This window comes from Pigmentiphaga kullae (assembly GCF_004216695.1).
GTDB classification, from domain to species: domain Bacteria; phylum Pseudomonadota; class Gammaproteobacteria; order Burkholderiales; family Burkholderiaceae_B; genus Pigmentiphaga; species Pigmentiphaga kullae.
This window is the reverse complement of record NZ_SGXC01000001.1, coordinates 1,237,847-1,258,588: the sequence shown is the minus strand read 5'-3', so window position 1 is coordinate 1,258,588 and position 20,742 is coordinate 1,237,847. Positions and strand designations below refer to the sequence as shown.

The following is a 20,742-nucleotide window of genomic DNA, read 5'->3' as shown; positions in this document are numbered from 1 at the left end:
GGCGGGTTCGCATCATTGGGACTCCGTGGGAGGAGTCAGGCCCAGTCCCCCGGGACTCGCGTGGGGCGAGCCGCCTGGCAGGACCAGGCCATTGCCGCCGGCGGGGGTGCCGTTGGCGGGCGAGACGGGCGCGGAAGGCGGCAGGGGCGCCGACTGGGCGGGAACGGACTGCATGGGCGCGGACGGCGCGACACCGGGGCCGGCGGAAGGCTGTACGGCATAGGGAGGCGGCACGGGCGGCGGCGGCAGGCCGGGCTGGGCGGCGGGCGGCGCGGCATTGGAGCTGGGCGGCGGCACGGCCTCCTTGCCCAGGCGCACGTTGAACTCCGTCCAGGGTGTCGCCAGCGACCAGTCGCTGCTGTTCAGGGCGTTGACCTGGAACGGCTTGGAAAGCTGGGAGATGTCGAACCGCACGCGCAGCCGGCCGGCGTAGCGAGTGTCGGGACTCAGCGCATCGCGGTCGCCGATGCGCCAGTTGCGCACGTGGCGCACGACCGACAAGGCCTCGACCAGCGACCCCACGGGCAGCGCGAGGTTGCCGGAATGCACGCGCCACTGGCGCGTCAACGGGTTGTAGACGATGCGCCAGGTCTGGTTCGAGGACAGCACGACCTCGTCGAACCAGTACCAGCGGGGCCGGCGGATCTCGACCTCGACCGAGAAATAAAGCGGCAGTCCGCGCGCAACGGCGTCCTCGAGCTGGTTGTTCAGGTTCAGCAGGACGTCGGCGCTCAGGAGCAGGTCACGGCCGCGTTCGGTCACCGTCACGGACTGGACGGCGGGCTCGGATGCCGGGGCTTGGCCGCCCCACAGCAGCATCAGGGCGACGACCGGCAGGATCAGGACGCGGTGGAGTCGAAGAATGATCAAACCTTGGCAAACAACGCGTAGAAAAACCCATCGTGCTGCTCGGCCGGCCGATCAGGCTCCGCCTGCGTGAGCAATTGCCCGGGCGCAGGCAGCCGCGCCGCGTCGGGATGCCTGAGCTGGAAAGCCTCGGCTTGCCTGGCCCCCTCGGCGGGAAAAATCGAGCAGGTTGCATAGAGCAATTTACCACCGGGCGCCACCACCTGCCACAGGGCGTCGGCAATCCGGGCCTGGAGCGCGGCGGTATTGGCCACATCGCCCTCGCGCCGCAGCCAGCGGATGTCCGGATGGCGCCGGACGATGCCCGATGCGGTACAGGGCACGTCAGCCAGCACGGCATCGAAGGGCCGCCCGTCCCACCAGGCGTCCAGGTCGGCCACGTCGGCGGCCTGCGTACGCGCCGACAGGCCCAGCCGCGCCAGGTTGGCGTCCACCCGTTCCAGCCTGCCGGCGTCGACGTCCAGCGCCAGCAGGTCGAGGTCCGCCAGCTCCAGCAGATGCGCCGTCTTGCCGCCCGGCGCCGCGCAGGCGTCCAGCACACGCATGCCGTCCCGCACCTGGAGCAGCGGCGCCGCCAGTTGCGCGGCGGCATCCTGGACCGACCACCAGCCCTCGGCGAAGCCCGGCAGTTGCTGCACCGGCCGGGGCTGCGACAGCGCGACGCCCGCTTCGCCCACCGGCAGGGCATCGACACCGGCGGCGCGAAAGGCCTCGAGCAGCGCCTCGCGGCTGGTGCGGCGGCGGTTCACGCGCAGGACCATGGCCGGCGGCCGGTTGGCGGCGCGCAGCAGCGATTGCCAATGGTCGGGATAGTCGATGCGCAGCCGCCGCACCCACCATTCCGGATGGTTCCAGACGGCCTCGGGGCGGCGGTCGGCGGCCTCCAGCACGCTTTCGCGCTCGCGCAGGAAACGCCGCAGGCTGCCGTTGACCAATCCCTTGAACGGCGCGAGCGAGCGCTGGCCGGCGGCGGCGCGCACGGCCTGGTCCACCACCGTGTGGGGTGCGTAGCTGACGCCGGCCGCGGCGGCCTCGCCCTCGTCCGCCACCAGCAGCGAAAACGCCGTCAGCAGCAAGGCATCGAGCAGCGGATCGGCCGGCTTGCGGGGAATCAGCGCCTGCTTGACGGCGCGGGCCCGCCCCAGCTGGCGCATGGCGTGGAAAGACAACGCCTGGGCCGCCGGCCGCAGCGGCGCGGCGACGCGCGACAGCGCATCGGTCAGGGAAACGCCCGCCAAGACGCCCTGCACCGCGCGCGCGGCGGCCAGCAGCACATCGGACAAAGGGGCCGACGCGGGCCCGGTGGCCGGCGCCGCCATCAGGAAAGATCGGGGTTCCAGCCCCGCACGAAAACCTCGGCCGGCTGGCGCTTGCCGCCGGCCTTCTGCAATTCGGTCAGGCGCAGGACCCCCTGGCCGGTGGCCAGGTCCACGCCGGCGGCGCCCGCGCGCACGACACTGCCGGGGCTGGCCGGCGACGTCTCGTCCAGTGCCTCGGCCCGCCAGACCTTGACCGGATCGGCCAGGCCGGGCAACCGCACCGTGGCTCCGGGGACCGGATTGAAGGCCAGGATGCGGCGCGCCAGTTCGGCGGCGGGGCGCGAGCAATCGAGCGCCGCTTCGGCCTTGTCCAGCTTGGCGGCGTAGGTCACGCCCTGGGCGGGCTGCGGCGTGGCGGGCAGTCCGCCTGCCTCCAGGCGCGCCAGGGCCCGCACGATCAGTTCGCCGCCCAGTACGGCCAGGCGGTCGTGCAATTCGCCGGCGGTCTGGCCCGCCTCGATGGGCAGCGCCCCTTCGAGCAGCATGTCGCCGGTATCCAGGCCCGCATCCATCTGCATGATGGTGATCCCGGTCCGCGCGTCGCCCGCCTCGATGGCGCGCTGGATGGGCGCGGCGCCGCGCCAGCGCGGCAGCAGGCTGGCGTGGATGTTCAGGCAGCCCAGCCGGGGGATGTCCAGCACCGCCTGGGGCAGGATCAGGCCGTAGGCGGCCACGATCATCGCATCGGCCCGTGCCGCGCGCAGGGCCGCGTGGGCCTGGGCGGCCTCGTCGGGATACTTGCCGTCCAGCCGCAGGCTGCGCGGCTGCAGCACCGGCGCGCCCGCCTCCAGCGCCGCCGTCTTGACCGGGCTGGGCGTCAGCTTGAGCCCGCGCCCGGCCGGCCGGTCCGGCTGGGTCAGGACCAGGGCGATCGTATGCCCGGCCCCGATCAGGGCCTGCAGGGCGACTTTTGCGAATTCCGGCGTACCGGCGAAAACCAGATGCATCTGATGCTCCCCCCTACGCGCTTCGCGCGCCCCCCAGGGGGCGGCACTGGCGGACCGGCGGAGCCGGATCCGCTGTGCCCTGGATAGGGCTCGCTGTCTGGCGGGCGGCATTGCGCGCCAGTTCCGGGGCGGGTGGGATGGGGTTGTTGATTGTCGGAGGGGGAATGATACATGGTCCCCCCTACGGGCTTGCGCGCGCCCCCCAGGGGGCGATGCGGGTGGACCGGCAAAGCCGGATCCACCGCATCCTGGGTCTTCGTGGGGTATCTCGGTGCGAAGCACCGCATGCTTGCTTTGATCTTGGGCGCCGCGGATCCGGCTTTGCCGGTCCGCTAGCGCCGCCCCTTGAGGGGAGCGGCCATAGGCCGCGTGGGGTGGGCGTTCCCTCCGGTCCGCCAGCGCCGCCCCCTTGAGGGGGAGCGGCCGAAGGCCGCTTGGGGGTGGGCTTCCCTAGACCTTTTCCAGCTTGCGCAGCTTGGTCTTGATGCGGCTTTGCTTGAGGGGGGAGAGGTATTCGACGAAGACCTTGCCTTCCAGGTGGTCGAGTTCGTGCTGGACGCAGACGGCCAGGAGGCCTTCGGCGTCGAATTCGTAGCGTTCGCCCTGTTCGTTGGTGGCTTCGACCTTGATCCGCGCGGAGCGCTTGACCTCGTCGTAGATGCCGGGCACCGACAGGCAGCCTTCCTCGTAGACCTGGGTTTCCTCGCTCTTCCAGGTGATGACCGGGTTGATCAGCACGAGCAGGTCGTCGTTGTTTTCGGAAACGTCGATGACCACGATGCGCTCGTGGATATCGACCTGCGTGGCGGCCAGCCCGATACCCGGCGCGGCGTACATGGTCTCGGCCATGTCGCGGACGATGCGGCGGATGCGGTCGTCGACCACGGCCACCGGCTTGGCTTTCTTGTGCAGCCTTGCGTCGGGATAGTGAAGAATGGGTAGCAATGCCATGATCGTGTTACCGCTGCCCCTGGAACGGGGCGCCTTGCAGAAATAAATGGGGCCGGTTGGCCGGGATCCAAGGGTCAAGATACCACAGCTTCCCCGCGCCTCCGGCGGCCCCGCGCGGGGCGCGGATGGCGGCGGACCCTCGCTAATTAATATAGCGGGAGGCCTAGTCGCGAACGCCCTCCCTGTCCATTGGACGCGCCGGCGCGCGATCCGTTCGGCCGCAAGGCGAGACATCGATGTCCTGCCCGTGGCCACCCGCCGCGCCCGCCGTGTTTAGATAACGGCATGCCTCTCGTCCACACTCCGGAAGAACTGTCCGCCTGGCTGCGGCTTACCCACGAACCCGGCATCGGGCCGGCCACCGCGCGCGGGCTGCTGCGTGCGGTCGGGCTGCCCCAGCGCCTGTACCGCCTGTCCCGCGACGAGCTGGCGGCCCTGCTGTCGCCGCCGCTGGCCGCGCAACTGGCCCGCCCGCCGTCCCGCGAGCAGGCCGCCACCCTTGAACGCACGCTGCGCTGGGCCGAACATCCCGGCCACCACCTCCTGACGCTGGCCGATGCCGCCTACCCCCAGGCGCTGCTGGCCATCCACGATCCACCTCCGCTGCTGTACCTGGCGGGCGACCCGGCCCGGCTGTCGCCCCAGGCCATCGCCATCGTCGGGGCCCGTCACGCCACGCCCGACGGGCTGGCGAACGCGCGCGCCTACGCCCGCCATCTGGCGCAGCGGGGCTGGTGCATCGTCAGCGGCCTGGCCCTGGGCATAGACACCGCCGCCCACGAAGGCGCGCTCGAGGCCGGCCCCGAGGCGGGCGGCACGGTCGCGGTGGTGGGAACGGGCGTCGATGTGGTCTATCCACCGCGCAACCAGGATCTGGCCGACCGGATCGCCGCGCAGGGGGTCCTCGTGTCAGAGTTCCCGCTGGGCCTGCCCGCGCTGCCGCACCAGTTCCCCCGGCGCAACCGGCTGGTGGCCGGGCTGACGCGGGGCACGCTGGTGGCCGAAGCGGCGGCCCGCAGCGGCTCGCTGATCACCGCCAGGCTGGCGGCGGACGCCGGACGCGAAGTATTCGCCATCCCGGGATCCATCCATTCCCCGCTGTCGCGAGGCTGCCACGCCCTGATCCGGCAGGGTGCCAAGCTGGTGGAATCGGCGCAGGACATCCTGGACGAACTGGGCGCCCCGGCTGGATCCAGCCGGTCGGCGCCCGGACCGGAAGGGGCGCCGCCGCGGGACCCCTTGCTGGTCGGCATGGGCTACGGCCCCATCCACGTCGACGCGCTGGCCGCGCGTACCGGCCTTGCGGTCCCGGCGCTGCAGGCCAGGCTGCTCGAACTGGAGCTGCAGGGGCGCGTCGCGCGGCTCGACGGCGGCCGCTACCAGCTCGCGCAGGCGGGCTGAATACCCTTGTGTGCCGCGCGCGCAACGCATGAGCAGCAAATGCCGGGCCATTTGCCTAGGGATGCAATTCAGCGTACAGTGGATCCAGCCTTACACGCTGACTTATGTTCGAAATTCTCGTCTACCTCTTCGAGAACTACTACACGCCGGAAGCGTGCCCGGACCCGGAAACGCTGGCGCGCAAACTTGCCGCCGCCGGCTTCGAAGACGATGAAATCGACGATGCCCTGAGCTGGTTGTCCGGGCTTGCCGAATCCACTCATCGTTGTGTCGATCTCGCCCTTGTTCCCAGTAGCGGCTGTCGTATCTATGCCGAGGCCGAGTATCGTCAGCTCGGTTCGGAAGCGATCGGCTTCATCGCCTTCCTGGAGTCGGCCGGCGTCCTGTCGTCCCCCCTGCGCGAAATCGTCATCGACCGCGCCTTCGCGCTGGGCGAAGCGCCCGTGCCCCTGGACAAGCTCAAGATCATCGTCCTGATGGTGCTGTGGAGCCAGGAAACCGAGATCGACAACCTGATCCTGGAAGAACTGCTGGAAGACGGCAGCGCCCGACAACTGCATTAAGAGCAGCCACGTAGCTCTGGCGCGACAAACCAAGACACTTCCACTAGACTCCGGATGCGGTGGATCCGGCTCCGCCGGTCCACCCGCATCGCCCCCACGGGACCCGGCGCCGGGCCGCCCCAAGGCGGGTCCCGGCCCCCTTGGGGGGCTGCCGCGTAGCGGCTGGGGGCTCACCATTCGGGGCGCCCGAAGGGCGTAGGGGGGAGCCTTTCTCACAGGCCCGACTTGCATTGCTTAAAAATCCCCCCGTATCATCCGGCGCTTTGACGCACTATTTGTTCGCGTCGGCTCCGTCAACTGGAAGTCAATGGGCAAAACTCTGATCATCGCCGAGAAACCTTCGGTCGCGCTGGACATTTCCCGCGCGCTGGGCGGATTCAAGCGCGAAGGCGATTATTTCGAAAGCGACGACTACGTGCTTTCGTCCAGCGTCGGGCACCTGCTCACTCTCGTGGCGCCCAACGATCCGGTCAAGGGCAAGTGGAGCTTCACCCATCTGCCGGTGATTCCGCCCGAGTTCGAGCTGGGGCCGGCCGACAAGCGATCGGAAGAGCGCCTGCGCCTGCTGGTGCGGCTGATCAAGCGCAAGGATGTGGACGCGCTGATCAATGCCTGCGACGCGGGACGCGAGGGCGAGCTGATCTTCCGCTATATCGCCCAGTACGCGAAGACCAACAAGCCCATCCAGCGCCTGTGGCTGCAATCGATGACCCAGCAGGCCATCCGCGACGCCTTCGCCGACCTGCGCTCGGACTCCGCGCTGCAGCCGCTGGAAGCCGCGGCGCGCTCGCGCGCCGAGGCCGACTGGCTGGTGGGCATCAACGGCACCCGGGCCATGACGGCCTTCAACAGCAAGGACGGCGGCTTCTTCAAGACCACGGTGGGCCGGGTGCAGACGCCCACGCTCGCCATCGTGTCCGAGCGCGAGGAGCGCATCCGCCAGTTCGTGCCGCGCGACTACTGGGAGGTGCGCGCGCAGTTCGTCGCCGCCGCCGGCCTGTACGAGGGCCGCTGGTTCGATCCCAAGCACGTCAAGGACCCGCAGGACCCCGAGAAGCGCGAATCGCGCCTGTGGAGCAAGGCGGCCGCCGAATCGGTGGTGGCGGCCTGCCGCGAGCGCACCGGTTCGGTCACCGAGGAATCCAAGCCCTCCACCCAGTTGTCCGGGCTGCTGTACGACCTGACCACGCTGCAGCGCGAGGCCAACTCGCGCTTCGGCTTCTCGGCCAAGACCACGCTGGCGCTGGCCCAGACCCTGTACGAACGCCACAAGGCGCTGACCTACCCCCGTACCGACTCGCGCTACCTGCCCGAGGACTACCTGGGCACGGTGCGCCAGACCATGCAGACGCTGGCCGCCAACCGGCCCGGCTACGCGCCGTTCGCTTTGAAGATCCTGGACAGCGGCTGGGTCAAGCCCAACCGCCGCGTGTTCGACAACAAGAAGGTGTCGGACCACTTCGCCATCATCCCGACGCTGCAGGCGCCGCGCGAGCTGAGCGAGGCCGAGGCCAAGCTGTACGACCTCGTGGTCAAGCGTTTCCTGGCGGTGTTCTTCCCTGCGGCCGAGTTCCTGGTCACGACCCGGATCACCGAGGTCGCCGGCCACAAGTTCAAGACCGAGGGCAAGGTCCTGGTCAACCCGGGCTGGATGGCCGTCTACGGCCGCGATGCACAGGGCGAGGACGCCAACCTGGTACCGGTCGCCTCCGGCGAACAGGTGCGCACCGAGGAAATCGAGGCCGTGGGCCTGGTCACCAAACCGCCCGCCCGCTATACGGAAGCGACACTGCTGTCGGCCATGGAAGGCGCGGGCAAGCTGGTCGACGACGAAGAGCTGCGCGAGGCCATGTCGGCGCGCGGCCTGGGTACGCCGGCCACGCGCGCGGGCATCATCGAAGGGCTGATCAACGAGGTCTACCTGCGCCGCGAAGGCCGCGACCTGGTGCCCACCGCCAAGGCGCGGCAGTTGATGACGCTGCTGTCGGGCCTGGACGTGGACGAGCTGACCTCGCCCGAGCTGACCGGCGAGTGGGAGCACAAGCTGTCGCAGATCGAGCGCGGGCAGTTGGCGCGCGAGGCCTTCATGCGCGAGATCGCGCAGATGACCCAGGTCATCGTCAAGCGCGCTAAGGAATACGACCGCGACACCGTGCCGGGCGACTACGCCACCCTGACCACGCCCTGCCCGAAGTGCGGCGCCGTGGTCAAGGAGAACTACCGGCGCTACGCCTGCACCGCCTGCGATTTCTCGATCAGCAAGCACCCCGGCGGACGCACCTTCGAACAGCAGGAAGTCGAGGAACTGCTGGCCAAGCGCGAGATCGGCCCGCTGAACGGTTTCATCAGCAAGATGGGCCGGCCTTTCTCGGCCATCCTGCGCATCACCGACGAATACAAGCTGGAGTTCGACTTCGGCCAGGCCGACGAGGAATCCTCCGAGGCGGTGGACTTCTCCGGCCAGACGCCGGTGGGTCCGTGCCCGAAATGCGGCTCGAACGTGTTCGAGCACGGCATGAGCTTCGTGTGCGAAAAGTCGGTCGGACCGCAGCGTTCGTGCGACTTCCGTTCCGGCAAGGTCATCCTCCAGCAGGAGATCACGGCCGAGCAGATGGGCAAGCTGCTGGCCGAAGGGCGCACCGACCTGCTGCAGAACTTCGTCTCCAGCCGCACCAATCGCAAGTTCAAGGCCTTCCTGGTGCGGCAGCCCGATGGCAAGATAGGCTTCGAGTTCGAACCCCGCCCCGCCAAGGGCGGCAAGGCGGGCGAAGACGCGCCGGCGGCGCGGAAAACGGCGGCCAGGAAGACCTCCGGCCAGGATGAAGCCGCCACGGCACCGGCGAAGAAGGCCCCCGCCAAGAAGGCGGCGGCCAAGAAGACGCCGGCACGCAAGACCGCCGCCAAGAAAGCCCCCGCGAAGAAAGCCGCCAGGAAGGCGGCAGCGAAGACCTCCAGCTGAGCCACAGCCCAATGACCAAGAAGAAAACGCCCTCACGGGCGCGCAAGTCTCCTGTTGCCGAACAGCCCGCCGAGGATCGCGTGGACGTCGATCCCGGCCCCGGCGGCAAGCCCTGGTATATCGTGCGCCGCTCGCGGGTGCACGGGACCGGTGTGTTCGCGGCCCGCAAGATCCCGGCCGGCACCCGCGTCGTCGAGTACGCGGGCGAACGCATCAGCGCGGCCGAGGCCGACCGCCGCCATCCGGTCAATCCCGAGGATCCGTACCACACCTTCTTCTTCGCGCTGGAAAGCGGCAAGGTGATCGACGGCGGCAGCCAGGGCAACGACGCGCGCTGGATCAACCACGCCTGCGAGCCCAACTGCGAGGCCGAGGAAACGGACGATGGCCGCGTCTTCATCGTCTCGCAGCATCCCATCGACCGCGGCGACGAACTCAACTATGACTACGGCCTGGTCATCGACGAGCGCATCACGCCGACGTTGAAGAAGAACTATCAGTGCCTGTGCGGCGCCGAGACGTGCCGGGGCACGATGCTGGCGCTCAAGCGGCGCAAGAACAAGAAGAAAAAGAAAGCCTAGAAGCGGGCCGGGGACCGGACGGCCGCGCCGCCCGGTCCGGCCGTTCAGTTGTAGTCGCCGACCCGCATGGCCTGGGAGTCGCCGCCGTTACGGGACACCACCGAGCCGTTGACGACGCGCACCGGGTCGCCGCTGCGCCACGGATAAGCCGAGGCGCTGTGGAAGGTGCGCACGCTGCCGTCGTCCATCCTGACGGTCATCTCGTACTGCGTCGAGCTGCGCACGCGCTTCTCGACCTCGTTGCCGGCGTAGGCGCCGCCCAGCGCGCCCAGCACCGTCAACGCGGTACGGCCGCTGCCGCCACCGAACTGGTTGCCGACCACGCCGCCCACGACACCGCCGCCCACCGCGCCCAGGCCCGTACCCTGACCCTGGACCTGCAAGGCGCGCACGCTTTCGACCGTACCGCAGTTGCCGCAAGTGGCCGCGACCGGCCGGGCGGGTTCGCGGTAGACCGGCGCGGGCCGGCTGGCGGAACGTACCGGCGCGGCGCGTTCGACCGCGGCCTGCCTGGCGGGAGCCTGGGCATGGGCCGCGGCCTTGCCGAAATCGCGGCCGCCGGCCGAGGCGGGCGCTTCGGCCACTTCCTGCGTCGGGGCCGATTTGGCCAGCGGCGAGGGCAGCAGTCCGGTCAGGACGCCCACGCCGACCGCGGCCAGGACGATGACGCTGATGGCCGCCGCGGCCACCAGCGGGTGCAGCGCGACGGCGCCCCGCATGGAGCGGTGCGCGCGCGCGAACGCGGCATCGACAGGGGATCGGGGACCGGAAGAAGTACCGGAAAACATGGCGTCACTCCGCTCGTAAGGTTCACGTAAGTTACCTCCAAGTCGCCTTCCGAGTTGTTTCCCGAGGCCTCGGGATCTCGCGCTTTCTGTATCGGAATTGACCGAATGTTTCCGCCCCGGGGTGGCAAAGTCTGCCAGAATGGGTCGCATGGACATCACCCTGACCGAACTCGAGGACGCGATCAATTTCTGGCGCACGCGCAAGCCTTCGACGAGCGAAGCGTGCGTGTTGTGCAAGGAAGCCGCGGCGCTGGCGGGGCCGTATGCCGCCATGATCATGCATCACCTGCCGGCGCTGGACGAGGCCGCCATGCCCGAGGCGGCGCGGTCGGCCCTCTCGGCCTGGCGGCAGGCGCGCCAGGCGGTCGCCCAGGTCAAAGGCTGACGCGGGGAGCTTCGGCCGGGGGAACGACCAGGGATACCGGCGCGAACGCGCCCAGGCTGGCCTTCATGGACAGCGCGGCCTCCAGCGTGAACAGGCCATCGGCCACCATCTCCAGCACTTCTTCCGGCGATACCGTGCGCAAGGCGGCCACTTCGCCGTCCTGGTTCTCGGGCACGACCTCGGGCCCCAGCACGGTGTCGACCACGGTCACGTGCTCGACCTGATAGCCTTCGGGCAGGACCCGGCGCACGGTGAACTGGCCGCTGCGCCGGCCGTCCTTCAAGTGGTGGGGCAGCAGGCCGGCTTCTTCCCAGCTTTCGCGAAGCAGGGCCGATTCGGGCGTTTCCGCGGCGCTGACCAGGCCGCCCACCAGGGTGTCCCACATGCCCGGATCGGTGGTCTTGGTGAACGACCGCTGGGCGATCCACAACTGCCCGCTGTCGGTCCAGGCATTCAGGTGGACGGCGTGGGTGGCGATGCCCAGCGGCCGCACCGCCGCCCGCTCGATCACGCCCAGGACCGTACCGTCCTCGGCCACCACGTCCAGCAGTTCGTTGCGCCAGCCGTTGAGCCGGCCCGCCTCGGAAAGGGCGGCGGCGACGCGGGCCAGCAATTCGCTGACGGCCTGGGTCCGCCCGGCCGAGGCCGGCGCGCCCGCCAGCTCGGGCAGCAGGTGCACCACGCCGGGTTCCATCCGTATTTCGTCGGGAAAGGCAGCCAGCCAGTGCGGCACATCGTGCGCCATCCAGCCGCAATCATGGCCGGCAATGCGCAGCCGCGGAGAATCGGAAGGCGGGTCGACCTGAGCACGAGCCGATAGGGAATCGAATACGTTCATCCAGATATCGTGAATATCCTAAACAGCAAGCTCCCATTGTGCCGGAAGTCCGGATGGGGCGCCCGGCGGGGCCTGGTAAGCGGAAGTGAACCGGGTTGCCTCGGGTAAGATGCCCGCGCTCGCACCGCACCCCAAGGAAGAGGAAGACCATGACCGATCACCCCCGTATCTGCATCGTCGGCGCCGGCGCGATAGGCGGCCTCGTCGCCGGACGCCTGGCCCAGGCCGGCAACGATGTTTCCCTGCTGGCACGCGGCCGCACGCTGGAGGCCCTGCGCCGGCACGGCCAGCGGCTCGACTCCGCGGGCACGCTCGTCGCCTCGCCCGTCCGGGCCGGCGACGACGCCCAGGCGCTGGGTCCGCAGGACATCGTCGTCATCACCGTCAAGGCGCCGGCCCTGCCGTCGGTCGCACGGGCCATCCGCCCGCTGATCGGCGCCGATACGGTCGTGATTCCGGCCCTGAACGGCATTCCCTGGTGGTTCTTCCTGGACGCCGGCCTGCCGCTGGGCGGCACCCGGCTGCGCAGCGTCGATCCGGACGCCGGCATCGAGGCCAGCCTGCCCGTGGACCAGGTGCTAGGCGCCGTGGTCTTCGCCTCGGCCTCCACGCCCGAGCCCGGCCTGACGCTGCACGCCTCGGGCAACCGCATCGTGCTGGGCGAGCCGAAGGGCGGCTCGAGCGAGCGCGCCCGCGCCGTGGCCGCGCTGTTCACGCAGGCGGGCTTCGATGCGCCGGCCAGCGAAAACGTGCGCGCCGACATCTGGACCAAGCTGCTGGGCAATGCCTGCTTCAACCCGGCCAGCCTGCTGACCGGCGCCTATACCGACGACATGATCGACGATGCGCGCCTGCATGGCATGTTCGTAGCCATGATGGACGAGGCGCTGGCCCTGGGCTCCCGTCTCGGGTTGCCGGCGCAGGTCGAGTCGCGCGCCCGGATCGCTTTCACGCGCGGCTTGGGCCACATCAAGACCTCGATGCTGCAGGACGTCGAGGCCGGACGGCCGGTAGAGATCGACAGCATCCTGGGCGCGCTGGTCGAGACCGCCTCGGCGGCGGGATTCCCGACGCCCACCCTGGACACCGTCTACGCCCTGGCCCGCATGCGCGCCCGGAGCCTGGGGCTGTATCCGGGCTGAGCGGGTACATTCGCCAACTTTTCTGTAGGCGAAAAATACCAAAACATCGCTTGTCCCGCAGCCGCCTCCGCCGCATCCTGCCATCCTGGCACAAGTACGGAGAGCCGGCGCACGGCGGCATGCGATGTCCATTTCCAGCGAAACCATCAGGTCGGTCACCTCGTCCCTGTACGAGTGGTCCCTGAAGAAAGTCCCGGACGACACCCGGCGGGTGCTCGCCCAGGCGCAGCAGCGCGAAACGGTCCAGCTGGGCAAGCAGACGCTGCGCATCATGCTCGAAAGCGCCGAGGCGGCCGAGGCCGAAAGCCACCTGGTCTGTTCGGACGTGGGCGTGCCCACCTACATGATCCGCGTGGGCACGGGCGTGAGCTTCGACGGCAACGTCCGCCAGGCCATCGTCGACGGCTTCGCCGACCTGGTCGCGCGCGCCGACCCGCCCATCCTGAAGATGGTGACCAATCCGCTGACCCTGCAGCGCAGCTACGAGGGCAAGAACATGCCCCTGGTCACCTTCGACATGATCGACGGCGCGGACTACATGGAAATCGTCTGTGCGCCCAAGGCCATGGGCACGGGCCGGTGGGAAGCCATCGAGACCTTCGTCTACCCGTCGCTGGAGACCATCGAGAAATACGTGCTCGACACCGTGCTCAAGGCCGGATCGCAGCCCTGTCCGCCCATCGTCGTGGGCGTGGGCATAGGCGGCACCTTCGACTACGCGGCCAAGATGGCCAAGGAATGCGTCTTGCGCCCCTTCGGCCAGACCAACCCCGAGCCCGTGCTGGCGGCCATGGAAGAACGGCTGCTCAAGGCCATCAACGACACCGGCTTCGGCCCCATGGGCACGGGCGGCGACACCACCGCCATGGCGGTGCACATCGACTACTCGGCCAGCCACGGCTTCATGCCCGTGGCCGTGGCCTTCAACTGCTGGATCAACCGGCGCACCTGTGCCCGCATCTACCAGGACGGCACGGTCGAGCGCCTGGAATAGCGGCAACGGAGACGAGCATCGTGAATACCCATCGCCTGACCCTGCCGGCAAGCGCGGATGACATCGCCCGCATCCAGGCCGGCGACCTGGTCTACCTGACCGGCGACATCGTCGTCACCATCGGCCTGCCCACCCACCAGCGCATGATCGACTACGCCCGCGAGGGCAAGCCGCTGCCGGTGGACGTGCACGGGGGCGCCTTCCTGCACCTGAGCTCGTACAACCGCGAAAGCGACACGCCCTCGGGCTACGAGGCGCTGTACATGAACCCCACCACCAGCACGCGCTACGACGCGCTCATGCCGCCGCTGATCCGGGCCTACGGCCTGCGCATCGTGGGCGGCAAGGGCGGCCTGGGCGAGGAAAGCGTGCAGGCCATGCGCGAGACGGGCTGCATCTACCTGTCCTTCCTGGGCGGCGGCTGCACGCTGCTGGCGCGCGCGATCCAGGAAGTGGTGTCCGTGCACTGGGAGGACTACATCTCGCAATTCCGCCTGGTGACCTTGCGCGTCAAGGACCTGGGCCCCGCCACGGTGGGCATCGACGCCCACGGCAACAGCCTCTACCGACAGCTGCGCGAGAACGTGCAGCAGCGGCTGCCTGGCATTCTCGAAGAACTCGACCGGCACCGCGCGGATTCCACGCACTGAGTGCGGCAACCTTCTTCACGACTAAAGATCGGAGACCCCATGAAAAACCATAGCCTTCTTGCCTGCGCCACCGCCATCCTGGCCCTGGGCGCCACCACCGCCCACGCCAAGGACGACGCCGCGTCGTGGCCTACCCGGCCCGTGCGGCTGGTCGTGCCGTTCCCGGCCGGCGGCAGCACCGACGTGGTCGCGCGCCTGATCGCCGAACGGCTGGGCCAGAAACTCGGCCAGCAGTTCGTCGTTGACAACCGTCCGGGCGCGGCCGGCAACATCGGCACCGACCAGGTCGCCAAGGCGTCCCCGGACGGCTACACGCTCACGCTGACGACCTCGGGCCCGCTGGCCAACAACAAGTACCTGTACAAGTCCATGCCGTACGATCCGGCCAAGGACCTGACCCCCATCGTGCTGGTGGGCGAGATCCCGCTGGTGATCGTGTCCACCGACAAGACTCCGGCCAAGAACCTCAAGGAATTCATCGCGCTGGCCAAGGCCGCGCCGGGCAAGTATTCCATCGGCAACCCGGGCAACGGCACCATCGGCCACCTGGCCTATGAATTGCTGCGCCACAATACCAAGACCGACTTCCTGGGCGTCCCGTACAAGGGCGACACGCCGGCCATGACCGACCTGCTGGGCGGCTCCATCCAGGCCATCGTCGCGCCCATCACGGCTTTCATCCCGCAGATCCAGAGCGGCAAGATGAACGGCCTGGCGGTGACGTCGAAGAAGCGCTTCCCCGGCACGCCCGAGGTGCCCACCGCGGTCGAGCAGGGCTTCGACGTCGAAGCCTCGGTCTGGTTCGCCGTAGCCGGCCCCGCCGGCATGCCCCGTCCCATCGTCGACAAGCTCAACCGCGAGATCAACCTCGTGCTGAACTCGCCCGAGGGCCGGGCCAAGCTCGAGCAGTTCGGCGCGGTCGTGGGCGGCGGTTCGCCCGAGCAACTGGATTCGCTGATGAAGATCGAAAGCGCGAAGTGGAAGCGGATCATCGAACAGGCCAATATAAGGTTGGATTGACCCCCCTACGCGCTTCGCGCGCCCCCCACAGGGGGGCGGCACTGGCGGACCGGCAAAGCCGGATCCGCTGTGCCCTGGGTCTTGTAGGTTCCTCTTGGATTCGGGCACGGGTTTTCGGGGGGGTTCCTCCCCATGGAGTTTTGAATGAGCGGTTTCGTTACGTTGAAGACCGAGGGCATGAGCACCGAGGAGGCCTATCGGCTGATCGTGGGCTGCGTGGCGCCTCGGCCGGTGGCGTGGATCACCACGCAGGACGAGTCGGGGCGGGTCAATGCCGCGCCGTTCAGTTCGTACAACTATGTGGCGCACAGCCCGCCGATGCTGGCGGTGAACATCGGCTCGCGCAAGGGCGAGCTCAAGGACACCGCGCGCAACATCGTCGAGACGCGCGAGTTCGTGGTGAACGTGGCCACGGAAGCCACGCTGGAGCTGATGCATGCCTCGGGCGCGGACTACCCGCCCGAGATCGGCGAGCCCCAGGCGCTGGGCATCGAACTGGCGCCCAGCACGGTGGTGCGGCCGCCGCGCATTCCCGCCACCCCGATCCAGATGGAATGCCGGCTCGAGCACGTCCTGCCGCTGGGCCGGGGCCTGAACACGCTGTATATCGGCGAAGTGGTGGCCTTCCACCTGTCCGAGGCCATTTTCAACGGCCGGCACATCGATGCCGTGGCGATGCGGCCCATCGCCCGGCTGGGCGGGCCGTACTACGCGGGGCTGGGCGAGATCTTCCATCGGCCGATGCTGCAGGCGCCGCCGATCTGATCCCCCCATGGGAAGCCCACCCCCTACGCCCTTCGGGCGCCCCCTCAAGGGGGCGATGCGAGTGGACCGGCGAAGCCGGATCCACCGCATCCTGGGTCTGGGTAAGGATGTCTTGGTGCGAAGCACCACTTTTTTGCGTTGATCCTGGGCGCCGCGGATCCGGCTTTGCCGGTCCGCCAGCGCCGCCCCCTTGAGGGGGCGCCCGAAGGGCGTAGGGGGTGGGACTTTTTTTAAGGAATACTGATGACGGGTTCATCTGGGGATTTCAGCCGGTCGGTGCAGGCCGGGACGTTCATCAAGACGGTGTCGCCGCACGTGGTGGAGATACTGGGCACGACGGCGCTGGATTTCGGGGTGCTGGATGCCGAGCATGCGCCGTTCGACCGGGCGGCGCTGGACTTGATGATGCTGGCGGGACGGGCGGCGCGGCTGCCGCTTTTCGTGCGGGTGGCCGACTACGAGGCCTCGACCATCCTGTCGACGCTGGACCTGGGCGCCGCGGGCATCGTGGTGCCGCACGTCGACAGCGCCGAGCAGGCGGAACTGATCGTCTCGCGCGCCCGCTACAAGGGCGGCGTGCGGGGCTTTTCCAGCTCGCCGCGGGCGGCCGGCTACGGGACCATGACCTACAAGCAGGCCCAGGAAGCGGGTGACCAGACGCTGGTGATGTGCCAGATCGAAAGCGTCGAGGGCCTGGCGAACGTGGAGAGCATCGCCGCCGTTCCCGGCGTGGGCGGGCTGTTCGTGGGCCGTGCCGACCTGGCCCTGTCCATGGGCGAGGAAGGCTCGCGCAGCCCGGCGGTGCTGGAAGCCACCGCCCGCATCGTCCGCGCGGCCCTGGCCGCCGGCAAGATCGCCGCCATGTTCGTGGCCAATGCCGCCGAGCGCGACGAGTTCGCCGCGCAAGGCGTGACCTGGTTCGTGATCGGGTCCGACCAATCCCTGCTGCGCCAGGGCGCGCAATCGGTTGCCGTGGCCGGCGACCGGTCGCACGGCTGACGCGGTCCCCTCTCATGCAAAGGTGAAGTCCATGACTGTCCAACAACCGCGGTCCGCGACCTATGCGTCGCACTACGACACCGCCCCGCAGCAACAGGAAGCCGGCGCGCGCACCTGGCTGACCCGGGGCGCCAATTTCGTCGTCGCCGTCTCGCAGGTCGAGGCGGGCGCCGTGCTGGCGCGCGATGCCAATCCCGACGAATACTTCCTCTTCGTGCACAGCGGCGGCGCGCGCATCCAGGCGGGCGCCGAGCAGATCGACGCCGGCCCCGAGACCGTGACCATCGTTCCCCCGGGCGCGAGCCGGGTCGAGGCCACGGCCGCCGGCACCATCGTGCGCGTGTTCTCCAACCGCGCCGCCGACCTGGCGCAAGCCTCGGTCAACCAGGCCGTCTACGCCGACGGCGCGCCCGAAGTCGCGCCGCTGGTGCCCTGGCCCGATCCGCCGGCCGGTTTCAAGCTGCGCCATTACGTGCTGGCCGAGCACGTGCGGCCCGACAGCAACATGCGCATCTTCCGCAGCACCAACCTGATGGTCAATTTCCTGGCCAAGCGCCTGGTGCCGCGCGACGTGCACAAGCTCAGCCCGCACACCCACGCCGACTTCGAACAGGCCTCGCTGGCGATCCAGGGCACCTATGCGCACCACCTGCGCTGGCCGTGGACGCCGGACATGGACATGTGGAAGGAAGACGAACACGTCGAGATCGGCAGCCCGTCCGTCACGGTCATCCCCGCGAAGGTGCTGCACACCAGCCGCAACGTCAGCCAGGGCGACTGCTGGCTGATCGACATCTTCGGCCCGCCGCGCATGGACTTCTCCAGCAAGCCGGGCCTGGTCTGCAACGCGGACGAGTACCCCATGCCCGCGCCGGCCGCCGCCGCGGCCTAAAGCCTGGCGAGGTCCTCGGAGATGCCCCGGGAGACCTCCTGCAGCGGGCCCAGGTAGCGTTCGACGACTTGTTCGTTGGTCAGCGTGGAGGCGAACCACGTCATGCCGAACGAGGCCACCACGTGCTTGCCGTCGAACACCGGCACCGCCAGCGTGCCGGACACCGGCCGCACGGCGGGGTCGCGCAGCGCGTAGCCCTGCGCGCGCGTGACCGCAATCATCTGCCGGACCGCGTCCCGGTCCTGCGCCGGCTGGTCCTCGGGGTTCTTCGATTGCCGCAGCAGCGCGAGGATGGTCTCGCGCTCATCCTCTTCGCAGAAGGCCAGGTAGGCGCGCCCGATGGCGCGGCTGACCAGGCTCAGGCGCATGTTGATGGTGGAGTGCAGCAGCGACAGCGGCGAATGGGGAATGGTGCTGTAGCGCACCACCATCGCGTCGGTGTCGAACACCGCGATGGCCAGCGGCCACTTGATGGCCTCGGTCAACGCGTCCAGGCGCGGCCGAGCCGCTTCGACGATGCGCGGTTCGCTGTGATAGCCCGACGACAGCGTGTTGACCAGCGACGTCAGGTAATACGCCCCGTACTGCGGCGCATGGCGCACCAGCCCCTTGGAAGCGAGCGACTCCAGCAGGCGTATCAGCGATGGCTTGGGGATGCCCGTCTGTTTGTGCAGGACGTCCAGGGTCGAGACCGGCTGGCGGTTCAGGGCCTGCAGCAGCTCGATGGTGCGGACAACGGCTTGGACGGGCGGAAAAGAAGGCACGCGGACCTCCGTACGGAAAAGACGCCGGCGGGCGATTATCGCATTGCCGGATGCGCGCTTGCGTACGGCGGTCCTGGGGACAATCAGCGGCGGGCGCCGCCCTTCACGAATATGCGCTTGCCGGTATCGTGCCAGACCGCGCGCTTTTCCTCGTCGTTCAGCAGGACCGAGGCATCCAGCATGCGCTGGACCATTTCCTTGTAGGTACCCGACGAGGTGCCGATGTCCGAGCCCCACATGATGCGGTCGGCGCCGAACAGGTCGACCGCGCGACGCAGCACCTGCTCGGCCGGCACGTCGGCCTCGCGGTACTCGTCGAGGTTGATCGAGGTGAACTTGAAGAAGATGTTCTGCTCGTGCGCCAGCTTCTCGAAGCGCTCGTCCAGGCCGAAGTGTTCCTCGGTGGCCTCGGGCTCCAGCAGGTGGTCCAGCACGATGCGCACGTTCGGATAACGGCGGGCCAGCTCGATGATGGTCGGCACCGACGGACCGCCGCCGCCCACGGCCAGCACTTCCAGGTCGATGACCAGGCCGAATTCCTCGGCCACGTCCCAGGTCTTGAGCGCCTGCGGCGAGTTCAGCCACGGCATGCTGCCGTCGGGCTGGCGGCCGCCGAACAGGCGCACGCCGGCCAGGCCGTTCTTCTCGATGTAGCTGCGCACCAGGCCCGGCGTGCCGGCATCCTCGGCGTCCAGGATGACCACCGCCGAGAAGATCTCGGGATGGGCGTCGGACGAATCCAGGATGTAGCTGTTGTCGTAGCGGTAGATCATGCGCTTTTGCACGGCCACCGCGCCGTCGACGTTCTCTTCCTTCATCCAGACCAGCATGCGCGCCACGTCGGGCACTTCGTTGATCGGATTCGGACCATGCTTGCCGCCCGGCTTGCCGATCACGCCCGGGGCGCGCGGGGGCGCGTCGGCGGCGCGCTTCATGGGATTGCGCGGATAGCGCACCTGGTCATCCGCCACCAGGTGGGCGTGCGAATCGAACAGTAGCGGGCGGGCGGCCGACGAGGCTTGCGTGTCTTGGGTCATATCCAACTCTACGTGTTTACAGGTGGGACTTTATCGCCAGGCAGGGCGGTCCGCACCCGATATTCTTGAACTTTTCGGTGGCCGAAAACTTGCCTAGTGTTGGGATTTTTCTTCGATTCAAACAAAAATTTCAAAAACACGATTCAAATTTCTGTTTGAATGGCCGATACTACGCTCGACCCCACCCGGAATCCATCGTGAACCTGCTCGACGACGACACCTCCACCCGCTCCCGCATCGTGCTGGCCGCCCTGCGCATCTTCGCCACGCGCGGGTTCGAGGCCGCCTCGCTGCGCGAGATCACGTCCGCCGCCCAGGTGAACATCGCCGCCATCCACTACCACTTCGGCTCCAAGGACGCCCTGGTGCGGGAAGTGCTGCGCGTGGTGTCCGAACCCATCAACCGCATGCGGCGCGAGGCCCTGGCCCGGGTGCCGGCGCAGCGCGAGCCCACGATGGAGGAAGTGGTGGAGGCGCTGATCGCGCCGCCCGTACGCCTGAGCTTCGATGCCACCGGCGAATGGCGGCTGCTGATCCGCCTGCTGATCCAGGTCCGCGCCGTGCCGCGCGCCAGCACCAACGCCGCCATCTTCGAGCAGTACGACACGCTGGCGGCCGACTTCGTCGACGCCCTGATGAGCGCCCAGCCCGCGCTGGGCCGCGAGGAAGCCTATTGGCGCTACGCCTTCGCCATCGGCGCCATGATGTACATCGTCAGCGACGCCGACGAGAACTACCACCGCCTGCATCGCATCTCCGGCGGGCTGTGCGACACCGACGACCCGGAACGCATCATCGCCCAGCTCGTCGCCTTCATCGCCGCCGGCATGCGGGCAGCCGCCCCGGCCGGCGCGCCGCTCTGACTTCCCTTCGGATACAC

Annotated in this window: 21 protein-coding genes; 13 read left to right on the top strand and 8 right to left on the bottom strand. The window is 68.8% G+C overall.

Annotated elements, in window-relative coordinates; translation table 11 throughout:
* Nucleotides 1–12: 12 nt before the first annotated feature.
* The 4 genes from EV675_RS29955 to def all read right to left on the bottom strand — a co-directional run bounded on the left by EV675_RS29955 (nucleotide 13) and on the right by def (nucleotide 4,084).
* The gene (locus EV675_RS29955; protein WP_242621346.1) at nucleotides 13–870 is read right to left on the bottom strand and encodes a DUF4390 domain-containing protein; all 858 of its coding nucleotides are present in this window, start codon (nucleotides 868–870) and stop codon (nucleotides 13–15) included.
* On the bottom strand, nucleotides 867–2,186 hold the full coding sequence (gene rsmB / locus EV675_RS06200; protein WP_130356464.1) for a 16S rRNA (cytosine(967)-C(5))-methyltransferase RsmB: 1,320 nt from the start codon (nucleotides 2,184–2,186) through the stop codon (nucleotides 867–869). The genes EV675_RS29955 and rsmB overlap by 4 nt, the downstream gene beginning before the upstream one ends.
* Nucleotides 2,186–3,133: a methionyl-tRNA formyltransferase gene (gene fmt, locus EV675_RS06195; RefSeq protein ID WP_130356463.1), complete on the bottom strand. Its 948-nt coding sequence runs from the start codon at nucleotides 3,131–3,133 to the stop codon at nucleotides 2,186–2,188. Before fmt ends, rsmB begins: the two co-directional genes overlap by 1 nt.
* A gap of 450 nt (nucleotides 3,134–3,583) precedes the next feature.
* Nucleotides 3,584–4,084, bottom strand: coding sequence for a peptide deformylase (def, locus tag EV675_RS06190; RefSeq protein WP_130356462.1), 501 nt, complete (start codon nucleotides 4,082–4,084; stop codon nucleotides 3,584–3,586).
* A 285-nt stretch (nucleotides 4,085–4,369) separates the two neighbouring features.
* Here def and dprA point away from each other — a divergent pair, with 285 nt between their 5' ends.
* The 4 genes from dprA (at nucleotide 4,370) to EV675_RS06170 (ending at nucleotide 9,588) form a co-directional block, all read left to right on the top strand.
* Nucleotides 4,370–5,485 (top strand): DNA-processing protein DprA, encoded by a 1,116-nt coding sequence (gene dprA, locus EV675_RS06185; RefSeq protein ID WP_130356461.1) that lies wholly within the window; start codon nucleotides 4,370–4,372, stop codon nucleotides 5,483–5,485.
* Between the two features lie 104 nt (nucleotides 5,486–5,589).
* The gene (locus tag EV675_RS06180) at nucleotides 5,590–6,048 is read left to right on the top strand and encodes a Smg family protein (protein WP_130356460.1); all 459 of its coding nucleotides are present in this window, start codon (nucleotides 5,590–5,592) and stop codon (nucleotides 6,046–6,048) included.
* A gap of 307 nt (nucleotides 6,049–6,355) precedes the next feature.
* Entirely contained in the window at nucleotides 6,356–9,007 is a 2,652-nt protein-coding gene (locus EV675_RS06175) for a DNA topoisomerase III (protein ID WP_130356459.1), read from the top strand.
* Nucleotides 9,008–9,018: 11 nt separating this feature from the next.
* Complete coding sequence (locus EV675_RS06170; protein ID WP_130356458.1) at nucleotides 9,019–9,588, top strand: SET domain-containing protein; 570 nt, start codon at nucleotides 9,019–9,021, stop codon at nucleotides 9,586–9,588.
* 44 nt (nucleotides 9,589–9,632) lie between these two features.
* Here EV675_RS06170 and EV675_RS06165 read toward each other — a convergent pair whose 3' ends face one another.
* Nucleotides 9,633–10,376 carry an outer membrane lipoprotein gene (locus EV675_RS06165; protein ID WP_242621345.1) on the bottom strand — a complete coding sequence of 248 codons (744 nt, stop codon included), beginning with the start codon at nucleotides 10,374–10,376 and terminating at the stop codon, nucleotides 9,633–9,635.
* A gap of 148 nt (nucleotides 10,377–10,524) precedes the next feature.
* On the opposite strand from EV675_RS06165, the gene EV675_RS06160 reads away from it, so the two are divergent.
* Complete coding sequence (locus EV675_RS06160; protein ID WP_130356457.1) at nucleotides 10,525–10,761, top strand: DUF3717 domain-containing protein; 237 nt, start codon at nucleotides 10,525–10,527, stop codon at nucleotides 10,759–10,761.
* Here the strand turns inward: EV675_RS06160 and EV675_RS06155 are convergent.
* A complete protein-coding gene (locus EV675_RS06155; RefSeq protein WP_130356456.1) occupies nucleotides 10,751–11,599 on the bottom strand; it encodes an NUDIX hydrolase in 849 nt (282 codons plus the stop codon). The two genes, EV675_RS06160 and EV675_RS06155, sit on opposite strands and share 11 nt — an antisense overlap.
* 149 nt (nucleotides 11,600–11,748) lie before the next feature.
* Here EV675_RS06155 and EV675_RS06150 point away from each other — a divergent pair, with 149 nt between their 5' ends.
* The 7 genes from EV675_RS06150 to EV675_RS06120 all read left to right on the top strand — a co-directional run bounded on the left by EV675_RS06150 (nucleotide 11,749) and on the right by EV675_RS06120 (nucleotide 18,061).
* Complete coding sequence (locus EV675_RS06150) at nucleotides 11,749–12,741, top strand: 2-dehydropantoate 2-reductase (protein WP_130356455.1); 993 nt, start codon at nucleotides 11,749–11,751, stop codon at nucleotides 12,739–12,741.
* A 124-nt stretch (nucleotides 12,742–12,865) separates the two neighbouring features.
* Nucleotides 12,866–13,735 (top strand): fumarate hydratase, encoded by an 870-nt coding sequence (locus tag EV675_RS06145; RefSeq protein WP_130356454.1) that lies wholly within the window; start codon nucleotides 12,866–12,868, stop codon nucleotides 13,733–13,735.
* A 20-nt stretch (nucleotides 13,736–13,755) separates the two neighbouring features.
* Nucleotides 13,756–14,385, top strand: a complete 630-nt coding sequence (locus tag EV675_RS06140) for a fumarate hydratase C-terminal domain-containing protein (protein WP_242621344.1) — start codon at nucleotides 13,756–13,758, stop codon at nucleotides 14,383–14,385.
* A 39-nt stretch (nucleotides 14,386–14,424) separates the two neighbouring features.
* A complete protein-coding gene (locus EV675_RS06135) occupies nucleotides 14,425–15,405 on the top strand; it encodes a Bug family tripartite tricarboxylate transporter substrate binding protein (protein ID WP_130356453.1) in 981 nt (326 codons plus the stop codon).
* A 144-nt stretch (nucleotides 15,406–15,549) separates the two neighbouring features.
* The gene (locus tag EV675_RS06130) at nucleotides 15,550–16,170 is read left to right on the top strand and encodes a flavin reductase family protein (protein WP_130356452.1); all 621 of its coding nucleotides are present in this window, start codon (nucleotides 15,550–15,552) and stop codon (nucleotides 16,168–16,170) included.
* A 243-nt stretch (nucleotides 16,171–16,413) separates the two neighbouring features.
* Complete coding sequence (locus tag EV675_RS06125) at nucleotides 16,414–17,169, top strand: HpcH/HpaI aldolase family protein (RefSeq protein ID WP_130356451.1); 756 nt, start codon at nucleotides 16,414–16,416, stop codon at nucleotides 17,167–17,169.
* A gap of 31 nt (nucleotides 17,170–17,200) precedes the next feature.
* On the top strand, nucleotides 17,201–18,061 hold the full coding sequence (locus EV675_RS06120; protein WP_130356450.1) for a cupin domain-containing protein: 861 nt from the start codon (nucleotides 17,201–17,203) through the stop codon (nucleotides 18,059–18,061).
* Here EV675_RS06120 and EV675_RS06115 read toward each other — a convergent pair.
* Both EV675_RS06115 and EV675_RS06110 read right to left on the bottom strand, forming a co-directional pair.
* A complete protein-coding gene (locus EV675_RS06115; protein WP_130356449.1) occupies nucleotides 18,058–18,825 on the bottom strand; it encodes a DNA-binding transcriptional regulator in 768 nt (255 codons plus the stop codon). The two genes, EV675_RS06120 and EV675_RS06115, sit on opposite strands and share 4 nt — an antisense overlap.
* An 83-nt stretch (nucleotides 18,826–18,908) precedes the next feature.
* Nucleotides 18,909–19,862 carry an amidohydrolase family protein gene (locus EV675_RS06110; protein ID WP_130356448.1) on the bottom strand — a complete coding sequence of 318 codons (954 nt, stop codon included), beginning with the start codon at nucleotides 19,860–19,862 and terminating at the stop codon, nucleotides 18,909–18,911.
* A 197-nt stretch (nucleotides 19,863–20,059) separates the two neighbouring features.
* Here EV675_RS06110 and EV675_RS06105 point away from each other — a divergent pair, with 197 nt between their 5' ends.
* Nucleotides 20,060–20,725 (top strand): TetR/AcrR family transcriptional regulator, encoded by a 666-nt coding sequence (locus EV675_RS06105; RefSeq protein ID WP_165404457.1) that lies wholly within the window; start codon nucleotides 20,060–20,062, stop codon nucleotides 20,723–20,725.
* Nucleotides 20,726–20,742 lie beyond the last annotated feature (17 nt).

Bases quoted from the DNA above. Each gene is read 5' to 3' on its own strand.
- rsmB (WP_130356464.1), bottom strand. From the start codon at position 2,186: ATGGCGGCGCCGGCCACCGGGCCCGCGTCGGCCCCTTTGTCCGATGTG.
- fmt (WP_130356463.1), bottom strand. From the start codon at position 3,133: ATGCATCTGGTTTTCGCCGGTACGCCGGAATTCGCAAAAGTCGCCCTG.
- def (WP_130356462.1), bottom strand. From the start codon at position 4,084: ATGGCATTGCTACCCATTCTTCACTATCCCGACGCAAGGCTGCACAAG.
- dprA (WP_130356461.1), top strand. From the start codon at position 4,370: ATGCCTCTCGTCCACACTCCGGAAGAACTGTCCGCCTGGCTGCGGCTT.
- EV675_RS06180 (WP_130356460.1), top strand. From the start codon at position 5,590: ATGTTCGAAATTCTCGTCTACCTCTTCGAGAACTACTACACGCCGGAA.
- EV675_RS06175 (WP_130356459.1), top strand. From the start codon at position 6,356: ATGGGCAAAACTCTGATCATCGCCGAGAAACCTTCGGTCGCGCTGGAC.
- EV675_RS06170 (WP_130356458.1), top strand. From the start codon at position 9,019: ATGACCAAGAAGAAAACGCCCTCACGGGCGCGCAAGTCTCCTGTTGCC.
- EV675_RS06165 (WP_242621345.1), bottom strand. From the start codon at position 10,376: ATGTTTTCCGGTACTTCTTCCGGTCCCCGATCCCCTGTCGATGCCGCG.
- EV675_RS06160 (WP_130356457.1), top strand. From the start codon at position 10,525: ATGGACATCACCCTGACCGAACTCGAGGACGCGATCAATTTCTGGCGC.
- EV675_RS06155 (WP_130356456.1), bottom strand. From the start codon at position 11,599: ATGAACGTATTCGATTCCCTATCGGCTCGTGCTCAGGTCGACCCGCCT.
- EV675_RS06150 (WP_130356455.1), top strand. From the start codon at position 11,749: ATGACCGATCACCCCCGTATCTGCATCGTCGGCGCCGGCGCGATAGGC.
- EV675_RS06145 (WP_130356454.1), top strand. From the start codon at position 12,866: ATGTCCATTTCCAGCGAAACCATCAGGTCGGTCACCTCGTCCCTGTAC.
- EV675_RS06135 (WP_130356453.1), top strand. From the start codon at position 14,425: ATGAAAAACCATAGCCTTCTTGCCTGCGCCACCGCCATCCTGGCCCTG.
- EV675_RS06130 (WP_130356452.1), top strand. From the start codon at position 15,550: ATGAGCGGTTTCGTTACGTTGAAGACCGAGGGCATGAGCACCGAGGAG.
- EV675_RS06125 (WP_130356451.1), top strand. From the start codon at position 16,414: ATGACGGGTTCATCTGGGGATTTCAGCCGGTCGGTGCAGGCCGGGACG.
- EV675_RS06120 (WP_130356450.1), top strand. From the start codon at position 17,201: ATGACTGTCCAACAACCGCGGTCCGCGACCTATGCGTCGCACTACGAC.
- EV675_RS06110 (WP_130356448.1), bottom strand. From the start codon at position 19,862: ATGACCCAAGACACGCAAGCCTCGTCGGCCGCCCGCCCGCTACTGTTC.